At 59.6% G+C, this 13,679-nt stretch carries 11 protein-coding genes; 4 read left to right on the forward strand and 7 right to left on the reverse strand.

What is annotated here, in order from left to right; genetic code table 11:
* Window positions 1-34: 34 nt before the first annotated feature.
* From NL116_RS07675 to NL116_RS07690, 4 genes are all read right to left on the reverse strand, one after another.
* The gene (locus NL116_RS07675) at window positions 35-2,143 is read right to left on the reverse strand and encodes a TonB-dependent receptor (protein ID WP_494376659.1); all 2,109 of its coding nucleotides are present in this window, start codon (window positions 2,141-2,143) and stop codon (window positions 35-37) included.
* 12 nt (window positions 2,144-2,155) lie between these two features.
* Window positions 2,156-3,367 (reverse strand): MFS transporter, encoded by a 1,212-nt coding sequence (locus NL116_RS07680; protein WP_494376660.1) that lies wholly within the window; start codon window positions 3,365-3,367, stop codon window positions 2,156-2,158.
* Window positions 3,357-5,279, reverse strand: a complete 1,923-nt coding sequence (locus NL116_RS07685) for an IucA/IucC family protein (RefSeq protein WP_494376661.1) — start codon at window positions 5,277-5,279, stop codon at window positions 3,357-3,359. The genes NL116_RS07680 and NL116_RS07685 overlap by 11 nt, the downstream gene beginning before the upstream one ends.
* Window positions 5,280-5,390: 111 nt before the next feature.
* Entirely contained in the window at window positions 5,391-6,320 is a 930-nt protein-coding gene (locus tag NL116_RS07690; RefSeq protein WP_494376662.1) for a LysR family transcriptional regulator, read from the reverse strand.
* A 149-nt stretch (window positions 6,321-6,469) separates the two neighbouring features.
* Between NL116_RS07690 and NL116_RS07695 the strand changes: the two genes are divergently transcribed.
* The 4 genes from NL116_RS07695 to NL116_RS07710 are packed head-to-tail and all read left to right on the forward strand — an operon-like array spanning window position 6,470 to window position 10,177.
* The gene (locus tag NL116_RS07695) at window positions 6,470-7,756 is read left to right on the forward strand and encodes an MFS transporter (RefSeq protein ID WP_494376663.1); all 1,287 of its coding nucleotides are present in this window, start codon (window positions 6,470-6,472) and stop codon (window positions 7,754-7,756) included.
* A gap of 44 nt (window positions 7,757-7,800) precedes the next feature.
* A complete protein-coding gene (locus NL116_RS07700; RefSeq protein ID WP_494376664.1) occupies window positions 7,801-8,553 on the forward strand; it encodes a 5-oxoprolinase subunit PxpA in 753 nt (250 codons plus the stop codon).
* Window positions 8,550-9,254, forward strand: a complete 705-nt coding sequence (gene pxpB, locus NL116_RS07705) for a 5-oxoprolinase subunit PxpB (RefSeq protein WP_494376665.1) — start codon at window positions 8,550-8,552, stop codon at window positions 9,252-9,254. Before NL116_RS07700 ends, pxpB begins: the two co-directional genes overlap by 4 nt.
* Window positions 9,251-10,177 carry a 5-oxoprolinase subunit C family protein gene (locus NL116_RS07710; protein WP_494376666.1) on the forward strand — a complete coding sequence of 309 codons (927 nt, stop codon included), beginning with the start codon at window positions 9,251-9,253 and terminating at the stop codon, window positions 10,175-10,177. The genes pxpB and NL116_RS07710 overlap by 4 nt, the downstream gene beginning before the upstream one ends.
* 117 nt (window positions 10,178-10,294) lie before the next feature.
* Here NL116_RS07710 and NL116_RS07715 read toward each other — a convergent pair whose 3' ends face one another.
* From NL116_RS07715 to NL116_RS07725, 3 genes are all read right to left on the reverse strand, one after another.
* A complete protein-coding gene (locus tag NL116_RS07715; RefSeq protein ID WP_027925858.1) occupies window positions 10,295-11,473 on the reverse strand; it encodes a vWA domain-containing protein in 1,179 nt (392 codons plus the stop codon).
* Window positions 11,474-11,485: 12 nt separating this feature from the next.
* Window positions 11,486-12,331, reverse strand: a complete 846-nt coding sequence (locus NL116_RS07720) for an AAA family ATPase (protein WP_010462104.1) — start codon at window positions 12,329-12,331, stop codon at window positions 11,486-11,488.
* Window positions 12,332-12,496: 165 nt separating this feature from the next.
* A complete protein-coding gene (locus NL116_RS07725; protein WP_494378019.1) occupies window positions 12,497-13,573 on the reverse strand; it encodes a DUF748 domain-containing protein in 1,077 nt (358 codons plus the stop codon).
* Window positions 13,574-13,679 lie beyond the last annotated feature (106 nt).

Below are 13,679 nucleotides of genomic sequence, written 5' to 3' on the forward strand. Positions count from 1 at the left end.
GCAGATCGCATCGCTGACAAACCGGCTCCTGCGTTTACCAGTCGACCGAGTAGCTCATGCTCAGTGTGCGGCCTTCGGCGTTGGCGAACGGCATTCTGGCGTTGGCCTGGGTGAACAGGTTTACGTACGTGCGATTCGTCAGATTAAACACCCCGCCTTCAAGACGACCGACCGGCAGTTGCACGGAGCCGAGCAGGTCCAGCAGCGTATAACCGTCGATGTCGCGTCCGTTGTTGTCCTTGGCGGCGGCGTCATAACGGGCCAAATGCATGCCTTGCAGGCGCAGGTTGTAATCGTCTTCGATATAACCGACGAACAGTGTGGTCTTGGCCGGTGAGATGCGCGTGGCCGGCAGATCGATCCATTTGCCGTTCTGCTCGGTCTCGCCTTTGGCCCAGGCGTAAGTGCCACCCACCGACCATTGATCGGTCACGCGGTAGGTCAGGTTGTTTTCGATGCCGCGAACGCGCTCTTTCTGATTGATCAGACGCAATACGCGATCATTGGCATCGTAGAACTGGGTCACGTCCGAGGTGTTTTCATACACGGTGACGTCGGCCTGCCACTGGTCCCAGTTACCGCGCCAGCCCAGCTCGTAACTGTTGACCTTGATGGCCTGGGCGTTGAGGCTCTGGATGTCAAAGGTGCTGTTGACGTCACGCATGAAGCGCTGGATATCCGGCAACGAAAACCCCTGGCTGAAATTGGCGAATACGTCCTGACTCTCACTCAGGTGATAAACCGCCCCCAGGTTGTACAGCGTGGCATCGTATTTGAGGGTGTCGCCGGGCAGCGTTGCGCGTACGCCGGTCTGGACAATCTCACCATAAGCGATGCTGTCGGAGACGTCGCTTTCGATCCATTCACGGCGCACACCGCCACGCAAGGTCCAGTCACCGATGTCCCAGGACATCTGCCCGAACAGCGACTTGGTGGTGGTTTCGATGTCCGGGCCCAGCTCGTAGGTGTTGCCGGTTTTGGAGTACGTCAGACCATTGAGCGTGTATTGATCACCTCGTTGGCGGGAGCGCTCATTGTCATAATCGGCACCCCAGACCAGGTTGCCCGTGGCACTCCCGATGGCCGGCAGCGGTGTGTCGATGGCAGCGCGCAGGCCGTAGACATCCTGCACGCTGTTGTTGTCGGAGATACCGGCCTTGCCCCGCGACAGATCAGGGAAAAACAGGGCATCGGCGCGGCGCCAGTAACTTTCCAATTGCAGGCCTTGACCGTAGAAGTCCGCGTCGGTGTAGTTGAGGTTGACCGCCTGGTTGTGGGTGTAGGGTTGCTCATCCAGCTTCAATCCCTTGACTGCCACGGCCTGCTGCAGGTTTTTCGGGTCTTTGGTGTAACCCGTGTCCTGCTGATCCTTGTAGTCCTGCAGCGACAGGCTGAGTTTTTTGTCGGCATCCAGTTCGTAACCGAAACGACCTTGCAAGTCATAGGTTTCGGTGTCCATGCTGCTGCCCTGAGAGGTGTCCTGAGGGATGCGGTTGCCGTTGCCGTCGTACATATCGTTACGCTGGATCAGGTCGGCGGCGACGTACCAGTCCAGGGCATCCTTGCGCCCGGTCGCGCTCTGAAAAGTTTCGTAGGCGAAGCCTTTGCTGTTGAGGTTGTTGCCGCTGGTCAGGCCCAGTTTGCTGCTGTAGGCAATGTCCTGACCCTGATTGCGCTTGGTGATGATATTGATGATGCCGCCTGAAGCACCGGCGCCATAGAGGCTGCTGGCGCCGGAAACCACTTCGATGCGTTCGACGCTTGCCGGGGTGACGCTGTTGAGCTGGCGGAAGTTGTCGCGTGTGGCGTTCTGCGATACGCCGTCGATCAATACCAGCATGTTGCGCCCGCGCAGGGTCTGGCCGAAGTTGCTCATCCCTCCGCTGGACGGTGCAAGACCGGGGACCAATTGCCCGAGAATGTCGGAGATGCGGCGACCTGCGCCGCTCTGCTCACGGAGCTGCTGTTCGTCGATCACCAGGACCGAGCCTGGGATCGAGGCGATGGTCGCTTCGCTGCGAGTCGCAGAAACGACGGTGGCTTGCATGTTCAACGTGCCGGGTTGGTCGGTATCTTCGGCCCACGACTGGGCGCTGAAAGTCCCGAGCAACGGGATCAGCAGGGGGAGTCTGGTTCTGGTCATGATGAGGACTTTTTAGTTGTGATAAGTGTGGGTAGATACGTTCGAGCAGCCAGGTGTGGCGTTGAATGACCGCACACAGCGGATCCCGGTGGCGGCTACGGCGTAGGTCAGCGCCACCAGCCAGAAACTGTGGGCCAACCCGACCAGCCCCATGCCGACTCCGCCGAGAACGGTACCGAGCAGCGCGCCGGCCTTGGCCGCGCTATTGCCGAGGCCGAGCGCGAAGCCCTGTTGGTGTGCAGCTACGGTGTTGGCGATCAGTGCATAAGCCACCGGCAGCAGGGCGCCTTGCCAAATGCCCCAGACGAGTCGACTGACGAGAAATCCCAGCCATTCGTTAGCCAATGCCGTGGCCGCCAGCGTCAAGGCACACAGCCAGGCCACGCCTTCGATGACGCGCAAGGTGTAGGCCGGCTGCCAGCGGTCGAACAGGCGTCCCCACAGCGGTGCGGAAATGGCCAGGGTCGCCGCGCTCGCCGCGTAGGTGGCGCCGATCAGCCAGCTAGGGGCGTGCAGAACGTTTGCGACGTACAGCGCGTAGAACGGTTGCGGCATCATCTTCGCCGCCTGAATCAGCACGATCACGAACAGGATTCCACCGAGCCAGCCTTTGGGCAGCACTGCGGGTTCGACAGGTTTTTTCTTCGAGGCCCGAGCCTTGTCGGCCGGCAGGAAAAAACTCCCGAAGGCGCACAGCAGGCAAATCGACGCCGCGCCATAACAGAGCAGGGCAAATCCCGAGACGTCCATCAGCCAGCCGCCCAGTACCGGGCCGATCAATGAGCCGACCGCGGTCGCCGATTGCAGGCGGGCCAGGGTGTGACCCCGTCTGGAACTGTCGCAGCAGGCCAAGGCATAGGCTTGCGCGGCGGCGAGAAACCCGGCCAACGCGCCTTGCATCACGCGAATCCCCACCAGCAGCCACGGGTCCGGCGTGATTGCCGCCAACCCTTGGCACAGCGCAAGTGCCAGCAGCGCCCGAACAATCATCGGTTTGTGTCCGGTGCGATCACCCAATCGGCCCCACAGGGGCGTCAGGAGCATGGCGGCCAGCATTGGGCCGGCATAGACCATTGCCGATAACAGCGCGGTGTAGCTGGCGCGCTCCGGACCGAGCAGATGCTGGATCTGCAGGGGCCAGAACGGGCCGCTCATTTCCATCGCGCCCATGGAGACAAACTGGATAACGATCAGCAGTCGCAGGGCGCGACCGTCAGCGAGCATGGGTGATGGATCGCAGCGGGTTACTCAGGCGCCCGACGATGTCGGCATGACTGTCGAGCAAGCGCATGCGCATGAACGATTTGGCTGGCCAATCCTGTTCCAGCAAGGCCTGGCGCTCGCTTTTCCAGCGTGCCGGTTCAACGCGCTCGCGCAAGGTCTCGAAACACTGTGCAACGTGCGCGGCCAATCGCTCCCAAAGGATGTTTTCCGGCACATCCCAATGGCGGGCACAGAGCAACGTCAGTTCGCCGAGGTGGCACATGAACGTGGTGTGCAGGAGTTTGTCGCGGACAAAACCGGCGTCGTCATACAGGGTCATTTCCGGATCATGCAGCTCGATGTCCAGACCCATGGCGTGCAGAGTTTTGCGATCGATACGCACGTCGCCAAAGTCACGCAACAGCAACCGATTCAACTGCCCGTCAGCGCCCATCACCATGAAACTGTTTTGCTGGTGCGCTTCAAACGCCACGCCGTACATCAGGTAGATGCCCAACAGACTCGGTACCGCAATCGACAGGTAATCATCGAAGAACGCCAGCATCGCTTCGCTGTCGTCACGACCCTGAGCCAGTTTTACCCAATCACGCAGCAACGGTTGTTCGAATTCGTTGACGGCGAACAGGCTGCCGACCGGCACCGCCAGCTCGCCTTTTTGCAGCAGGGTGAGGGGGTTGTCGCGATACAGCACGGCGGCATGCCGGGAGCGTTCGTCATCGGCCGGTTGCGGCGCGTAATGCACGCCGACGCGCTCCGGAACGATGTTCAACAGGCGCTGAATCTGTGGCTCCTGATCGAGAATGTTCAGTATCAGTTGACTGATGCGCGGCCCCATCCGGGCCGAGCGCGGCGACACGGTGCGCTGCACACTGGTCAGGCGCAAGGCCACCGGCAGTTTGACCATCGGCGCGACGCGGCTGGCGTCCGGCAGGACCGTGCGGAAGGACATGGTCGGGTGACCGGTAAAAGCAACGATGTCAGTGACGATCAGCAGGTTGTCGGCGATCTCGTTGGCGAACGAATCCGGCAGTTCTTCATGGGCTTGCCATGGGTGCGACGGGAGCGGGAGGTAATCCTTGGCGTCCAGGCCCAGTTGCTGCAAATGGTGCTGCAATTGGTCGGCGGCCTGCGGGAAGTGACCTTGCCACCAATCCCAATAATCGCCAGTACCCGCCAGCGTTTCGACGTGTGCGTACTGGCGATGCAGGGCGCACAGCACAATCGGAAAACTCGCTTCGAACTCTGGCGAGAAAGCGATGACCTGAGCGGCGCTCAAACCCAGTTTGGTCTTGTAGTTCGGGTGCCACGGATGGCCGAGCGTGCCCCACTGTTCGAGCAGTGATGTCGGGTTCTGATGAGCGACACCGGCTTTGAGCCAGGCGAGCAGGTTGTCGTCGTAACCGGTGTCGATCTGTTCTCTCAGGCGCTCGGTCCATCCATGGTGAAACGCCAGGCACAGGGTGTCGTTGCTGAAGCTGTCATCCAGCTCCCGGGCCAGACGCTGCAGTACCTGGGGGGAGGCTGACGGGTTGAGCCGAGTGCTGAGGTGAGCGAGCAATTCGCTGGGCAGCTGGATTTTGTGGGGCCGTCTGTCGGGGGTGTGCAGGACGATGCTACCGCGTACGTCCCAGCTGTTCATCCTGTTGCCAGACAAGTGCTCGAAGCGCAGGTGCATGCCATCGTCGAGCGGCAGCCAGCAGCGGTTATTGTCGGCGTATTCGCAAGCGTCGGGGTCGATCAGACCTTCACGAAACAACGCCTGAATCAGGCGTTGGAAGCAGCGCTGGGCGGCAGGCTCCAGCGCATTGCTCAAATGGTCGAGAGTGATGCGGTGGGACTGAAAAGCCTGAGTGCCGAGGGCTTCGCTCCAGTGAGCGAGCAATAGCTGCTGTTTTTGCGTGTAGGCGCGCATCAAGTCCGGTTCCTTGTGGACAGTTGGTTAGCTGAAAGCGCGCAGAGAATACCTTCTTGAAAAATTAATGCAAATGATAGTGTTTCATATTTAGACTGTGGGAAATTTCCTTCAGGATGTGGCCGGGGGATTGCTCAAGACAATGTAGTGCTCACCCACTTTCTGCGCATAACGCTCCAGGACGTGCTGACACAACGCCACAATCTCCTCGACCCACTCAACGCCCGTGCGCCACGACACCACCACCTGCAAGTCCGGTGGTCGTTGCTCAATCGCCAGCACGGTCAGTTCCCCACGCGCCAGTTCTTCGGCCACCAGCACCGGCGGCAGCGCGCCAATGCCGAAACCATCGCGCAGCAATCGGGTAATTGCCGACACCGAGTTCACGCAGTTCAGGCGTGGCGTCATTACGCCATTGGCCTGCATCAAGGCGAGCACTTCCTGATGGGGATGGGAGTTTTTCGAATAGGTAATGATCCTCTCCCGCGCTAAATCGACGATGCCTGAATACTCGCGGTTGTACAGGGAATTGCTCGCCGCGATCCAGCCCATGGGATGACTGGCCAGTTCCAGGCTACGCACGCTTTCCTGGCGCATCAGGTCGGTTTGCAGGATCAGGTCGAGAAAGCCTTTTTGCAGCTGATCGCAAAGGTTTAGCGACGTATCGGCGACCAGTTCGATTTCCACCAACGGATAGAGGTCTGTCATCTGCGCCACCAGCGGGCTCAGCCAGGTGTGGATCACCGTGTCCATCACGCCGATCCGCACCCGCCCGACCTTGCTTGAACGGGTCTCGATCGACTGTTTGAGCGCCTGCATGGTGTCCATCATCTGCTCGGCATAGTCGAGCACTTTCAGGCCTTCGGGCGTCAGGCTGACGCCGCGTGAATCACGCAAAAACAGCTTCACCCCCAGCTCACTTTCGAGCACGGCGATGCGGCTGGATATTGAGGCCTGGGTGGTGAAGAGCTTGTCGGCGGTCAGGCGAAAACTCTTGAGTCGGGCGACCCAGACAAAGGTCTCGAGAAACTTCAGATTCATGGGATCAACTTTTTCTTATGCCTAAGACCGGTTTTTATTAGTTGGACGCCACAGGGCCAGGCACCCAAAAATCGGCGCATCCGGTTCCCACGATAGGCGTCGTCGGGGCTCAGAACAATACCAATAAAAAACCAGCGCGGAGATTTGCCATGAGTGCGCCCGACACGCTCGACATCCCCAAAACCGCGGCTCGGCCGGGACCTTTCGACTGGTACCGCAACATCAATCAGCAGGAACGCCGCACCTTCTGGAGCTGCAAGATCGGCTATGGCCTGGACGGCATGGACACCCAGATGCTCAGCTTCGTGGTGCCCACCCTCATTGCCATGTGGGGCATCACCACCGGCGAAGCCGGGCTGATTCACACCAGCACTCTGATCGCCTCGGCCATCGGCGGTTGGGTGGCGGGGATCCTCTCGGACCGCATCGGTCGTGTGCGCACCCTGCAACTGACAGTGCTGTGGTTCGCCTTCTTCACCTTCCTCTGCGGCTTTGCGCAAAACTACGAGCAACTGTTGATCAGCCGCACCCTGATGGGCTTCGGTTTCGGCGGCGAATGGACCGCCGGCGCGGTGCTGATGGGCGAAGTGATTCGCGCCAAGGACCGTGGCAAAGCGGTCGGCATGGTGCAATCGGGCTGGGCGCTGGGGTGGGGGCTGACGGCGATTCTGTATGCGCTGCTGTTCTCGGTGTTGCCACCGGAAGACGCCTGGCGGGCACTGTTCATTCTCGGCATCGTGCCGGCGATTTTTGTGATTTTCGTGCGTCGCCTGGTCAAGGATCCGGAAATCTATCGCGAGGCCAAGGCCAGGCAGGAACCGAGCAACCCGGCGAAGTTCTACGAGATTTTTGCCCCGGGCATCCTCTTCACCACGATTCGCGCTTCCGTGCTGACCACTGGCGCACTGGGCGGTTACTACGCGATTACTTCATGGTTACCGACGTTTCTGAAGAACGAACGGGGTTTGAGCGTACTCGGTACGGGCGGTTATCTGGCGATGGTGATCGTCGGTTCCTACGTCGGTTACGTCATCAGCGCGTACCTGACTGACATCCTCGGCCGTAAAAAGAATTTCATCCTGTTCGCTGTTGGCTCGTTCACCATCGTGTTGCTCTACACCCAACTGCCGGTCAGCAATGGCGTGATGCTCTGGCTGGGTTTCCCGCTAGGCTTCTTTGCTTCGGGGATCTTCAGTGGCATGGGGGCGTTTTTGACTGAACTGTTCCCGACGCGGATTCGCGGCTCGGGCCAGGGTTTTTGCTACAACATCGGTCGGGCGCTGGCGGCACTGTTTCCGCTGCTGATCGGTTTGCTCAGCCAGAAGGTGCCCTTGAGCGTCGGTATCGGGGCGTTTGCGGCGGTGTCTTACGGCGTCGTGATCCTCGCCGCGCTGAGCCTGCCGGAAACCCGTGGCAAACAACTGGATGCGCAGTAATCTGCCTGCATCTGACAAGAACAATGCCTACAGGAGTGTTCACCGTGAGCCGCCTGCAATTGAACTGCGACATCGGCGAGAGCTTCGGCAACTGGACCCTGGGTCTGGACGCCGAGGTCATGCCCTTCATTGATTGCGCCAACATCGCCTGCGGTTTTCACGCCGGTGACCCGAGCATCATGCGCAAGACCGTCAGCCTTGCGCTGAGCAACGGCGTGCAGATCGGCGCACACCCGGCCTATCAGGATCTGGTCGGTTTCGGCCGTCGCTCCATGACGTATACCGCCCAGGAACTCCAGGACATCCTGCATTACCAGATCGGCGCCCTCGACGGCATTTGCCGGGCTCAGGGCGGGCGTGTCAGCTACGTCAAACCCCACGGCGCGATGTACAACGACATGATGGCCAACCCGGCGCAATTGCGTGCGGTGCTGCAGGCCGTGGCGGCATACGACCGCAGCTTGCCGCTGATGTTAATGGCCACCCGTGACAACAGTGCCGCGCAGCAACTGGGCGATGAATATGGCGTGACGTTGTGGTTCGAGGCCTTCGCCGACCGCGCCTACGACAGTGCGGGCATGCTGGTTTCGCGGCAACTGCCGGGCGCGGTACATCATGATCCCGAGAAAATCATCGAGCAGGCGCTGACCATTGCCCGTGGCGACTACCTTACCGCCAGCGACGGCAGCGCGTTGCACTTGCAAGCCAATACCCTCTGCGTGCACGGCGACAATGCCAGTTCGGTCGCCGCTGTGCGACGGATTCGCGAAGCCCTTGATCAGCAGAGCACACCATGAAACCGCGGGTGGAAGTGGTGGCGCTGGATTGCCTGATGGTGCGTCTGTTCGATCAGATCAGCGAGGCCAACATGCCGTGGATGCTGGCCGCCAGCGAAAATCTGCGGGCTGCGTTCGGTACGCATCTCATCGATCTGGTGCCGTCCTATACGACATTAATGGTGCATTACGATTTGATCGCGCTGAACCCGGCGCAGGCTCGGGAATTGATCGCCGAAGCGTTGATCGATCTATCGCCCAACACTCGTACCGGCGGCAAATGCCATGTGCTGCCGGTTTGGTATGACCTGAGTGTCGGCCCGGAACTGCGCCTGTTGTCGCGACGCAGTGGACTGGCGGTGGAGGAGGTGATCCGTCGTCACAGCGAGCGCGAATACCAGGTATTTGCCTTGGGTTTCGCGCCGGGTTTCGCGTTCATGGGATTGGTCGAGGAAGTGCTCGCCGCGCCACGCCTGAACACCCCGCGCAAGAAAGTCGCGGCCGGCAGTGTCGGCATTGCCGAGCGCCAGACCGCCGCCTATCCGGTGATATCCCCCGGCGGCTGGAACCTGATCGGTCGCACCCCGGCCAAACTGTTCGACCGTGAACGCGACGACTACAGCCTGATGCAACCCGGGGACACGGTGCGTTTTGAAGCCGTCAGCCATGCCGAGTTCATCCATCTGGGCGGTGACGACACGCCATTGGAGGCGCAGGTATGAGCCGCTTATCGATTGAAGCCAGTACGCCGCTGTGCCTGTTGCAGGACGCCGGTCGCTTCGGTGTGCGTCACCTGGGCGTGACGCAGGGGGGCGGGCTGGATTGGCGTTCGATGTCCTGGGCCAACTGGCTGTTGGGCAATGACCTGAATGCGCCGGTGATCGAAATCACCCTCGGCGGTTTCACCGTGGTAGCTGAAGAAGATTGCGTGCTGGCGTTGGCCGGGGCCGATTTGGGGGCGAGCGTGAACGGCGAGGCGCTGGCGCCATGGCGCAGCTTTCGGCTGCATAAAGGTCAGCGATTGCAGTTTACGCAGCCGCTGCTCGGGGCTCGGGCCTATCTCGCAGCGCCGGGCGGGTTTGATGCACCAAGCGTCCTGGGCAGCCGTTCGACCGTGGTTCGTGAGGAACTGGGCGGTCTGGATGGCCAGGGCCGGGCATTGGCTAAAGGTGAGCAGTTGAGTTGTTCCGGGAGTGCGTTGCTCTTGGTGCGGGAGTTACCGGTGGAACATCGTCCGGACTTTTCCGATGATTCGCCGCTGGATCTGGTGCTCGGCGCGCAGATCGGCGAGTTCAGCGGGCAGAGTGTGTTCGACGCGTTCAACCGTGTGTGGACCCTCGACAGTCGTGCCGACCGGATGGGTATTCGCCTGCTGGGTACAGCGTTGCAGTACCAGGGGAAACCGATGATTTCCGAAGGCATTCCGCTCGGCGCGGTGCAGGTGCCGCCGGACGGGCAGCCGATTGTGTTACTCAATGATCGGCAGACCATTGGTGGCTATCCGCGGCTGGGGGCGTTGACGCCATTGGCGCTGGCGCGGCTGGCGCAGTGCCTGCCGGGGGCGAAGGTGCGGTTGCGGCCGGTGGTACAGGAGGTGGCGCATCGGCAGCAGGTCGAGTATCTGGGTAGGTTTTCAAATAGCTAAAAGCTTCGCGAGCAAGCCCGCTCCCACATTTGATCTCCAGTGGACACATACTTGTGTACGACAAAGATAAAGTGTGGGAACGGGCTTGCTCGCGAAGAGGCCATCACTGGCAACGGATTACTTGGAAAGAAACCGCATCCCTTCCTCCAACCCCCGAAGGGTCAGCGGATACATCTGGTCATCGATCAAGTCCCGCACAATATTGGTCGACGAGGTATAGCCCCACGTATCTTTCGGATACGGGTTAATCCAGATGAGTTTCTTGTACTTCTCCTTGAACCGTTGCATCCACACATACCCGGCTTCTTCGTTCCAGTGCTCGACGCTGCCGCCCGCCTGGGTGATCTCATAAGGTGCCATGGCGGCATCACCGATGAAGATCACTTTGTAGTCGGCACCGTACTTGTGCAGCAAGTCCTGGGTCGATGTGCGTTCAGAAGTACGACGCATGTTGTTCTTCCACACCGATTCATAAATGAAGTTGTGGAAATAGAAGTACTCCAGGTGCTTGAACTCGGTCTTGCAGGCCGAGAACAATTCCTCGCAAATCTTTACGTGCGCGTCCATCGAGCCGCCGATGTCGAACAGCAGCAACAATTTGACGGTGTTGCGCCGCTCTGGCCGCATCTGGATGTTCAGCAGCCCGGCGTCTTTGGCGGTGTGGTCGATGGTGCCATCGATGTCCAGCTCTTCCGCCGCACCCTGACGCGCGAACTTGCGCAGTCGGCGCAGGGCCACCTTGATATTGCGCGTGCCCAGTTCTACCGAATCATCGAGGTTCTTGTACTCGCGCTGATCCCAGACCTTAACTGCCTTGCCTTGGCGCTTGCCGGCATCGCCGACCCGAATGCCTTCCGGGTTGAAGCCACCGGAGCCGAACGGGCTGGTGCCTCCGGTGCCGATCCACTTGTTGCCACCGGCATGACGTTCTTTCTGTTCTTCGAGGCGTTTCTTGAACTCTTCGATCAGTTTGTCCAGGCCGCCAAGAGACTGGATCGCCGCGCGTTCTTCGTCAGTCAGGGAACGTTCGAATTCCTTGCGCAACCAGTCTTCGGGAATCAGGGCCTGAAGGTGATCGTCGAGTTTTTCCAGGCCATTGAAGTAAGCCCCGAACGCCCGGTCGAATTTGTCGAAATGCTTTTCGTCCTTCACCAGAATCGCTCGGGACAAGTAATAAAACTCGTCCATGTCGGCGAAAGTCACGCGCTGTTTCAGCGCGTTGATCAGGTCCAGCAACTCACGCACCGAGACCGGCACCTTGGCGGCGCGCATTTCATTAAACAGGTTGAGCAGCATGGCATCAGCCTCTTAGCGGGTGCCGCGACGGCTCATGAACGCCAGGCGCTCAAGCAATTGCACGTCCTGTTCGTTCTTCACCAGCGCACCGGCCAGCGGCGGGATGGCTTTGGTCGGATCGCGTTCGCGCAGCACCGCTTCGCCAATGTTGTCGGCCATCAGCAGCTTGAGCCAGTCCACCAGTTCGGAGGTCGAAGGCTTTTTCTTCAGGCCTGGCACTTTGCGCACGTCGAAGAACACATCCAGCGCTTCGCTGACCAAATCTTTCTTGATGTTCGGGTAGTGCACGTCGACGATTTTCTGCAGCGTGACGCGGTCGGGGAAGGCGATGTAGTGGAAGAAGCAACGGCGCAGGAAGGCGTCCGGCAGCTCTTTCTCGTTGTTGGAGGTAATGATGATGATCGGGCGCTTCTTGGCCTTGATTGTTTCGTCGATCTCGTAAACGTAGAACTCCATCTTGTCGAGTTCTTGCAGCAAGTCGTTCGGGAACTCAATGTCCGCCTTGTCGATCTCGTCGATCAGCAGAATCACCCGCTCTTCGGACTCGAAGGCTTCCCAGAGCTTGCCCTTTTTCAGGTAGTTGCGAACGTCGTGGACCTTTTCGGTGCCCAGTTGCGAATCACGCAGGCGGCTCACCGCGTCGTACTCGTACAGGCCCTGATGCGCCTTGGTGGTGGATTTGATGTGCCAGGTAATCAGCTTGGCGCCGAAGGACTCGGCCAGTTGCTCGGCCAGCATGGTTTTGCCCGTGCCCGGCTCGCCCTTGACCAGCAGTGGACGCTCCAGGGTAATGGCGGCGTTGACCGCCAGCTTCAGGTCATCGGTGGCGACGTAGGCCTGGGTGCCTTCGAACTTCATCTGCTAATCCTCGAACGGTGACGCCGACCTGAACGGGGCAGGGCGGGACGCAATAATGGTGATGCCCGACTATACCGCGCTGCCCGGTCGACTGTGAACGCAGACGACTTATTCAGTCTCTGAATGGGGCGTCACATCTTGACTCGGTTTTGGCTGCTTGCAGGCTCAGCCCGCCTCCGGCTTCGGACGTTCATACCGGGCATTGAACGCCTGGATGAAACCATTACGCAAAATCTGCAAAAACGCCTGGAACGCGCTGATGTCCTGGCGATGCACATTACCGCTCAGTTCCACTCGGGTTGCGAACTGGTTTTTGCCCTGGTTTTTAAGCACGGTTTCTGAGCCGCCGACGATGGCTTCCCAGATGGAGCGGAAAATCCCCTTGTCCTTGTTCTCCACGTCTTGCTGCCAATTGAATACGTCGACGTCCTTCAACAACGGTTTGATGTAGCCGGTCAATTGGGCTTTTTTCGCTTGTGCTTCGATGACCACGTCGCCATGACCTGCATTGAAGTCGAATTTTCCGTAGGCCGAGGCGAAGTCGTTCATGCGTTTGAGTTCGATGTCCTTGGCCCGCAGGCGGAATTCAAAGTCTTCGAAGTTGCTTAACGGGTCGAACGTTGCAGTGGTTTCCAGCGGCGCATGTCCCAGTAACAGGGCCTTGCCTTCAAAGCGAGCGTCACGCTTGCCTTCTTTGTCGACCACATTGGTCAGGTTATAAATGCTGGCATTGACCTGCGTGGCGTTCATGTTCACGGGCGGCTTGGAATTGAAGTTGCGAAAACTGAGTTTGCCGTCGTAGATCCGCACTTCGTCGAGGGTGAAGGGGGCTAATTTGCCCAGTTGCGAACGCCAGTCAGTGCCCTGACCGGTCTGCGAGTTTTGCTTGTTGGGGCCGCCATCGACGAAGTTCACCTCTGGATTGAAGAATTGCACCCGGGCCACCACCGCATGGTCGTACCACAGCGAGTGCCAACTGACAGAAAGGTCGATCAGCGGTGCATTGACGAACGGCACCGGCACCTTGCCGTCGACCTTGACGATTTTCAGTCCGTTGATTTTGTAGGCGCCGCGCCACAGGGCCAGGTCCACATCGGTGACCTTGCCCCGGTAATCACCCATGTTCGCCAGTTTGTCGTTCAGGTAGTCGCGCACCATGTAGGGCAAGGCGATGTGCAGCGCAATCAGCAGCACAACGAGGCCGGCGAGGGTCCACAGGGGCCAGCTGTATCGACGCTTCATGATGGCAATTCTCAGGCGATGTAAAGCCATTGACTGCGCCTGCTGCAGGACGTTCGGTCGAACTGGACGACCACCGGCAACAGGCTTACCTTTGTGGGCTTATTCA

This window comes from Pseudomonas sp. FBCC-B1667, assembly GCF_059133255.1.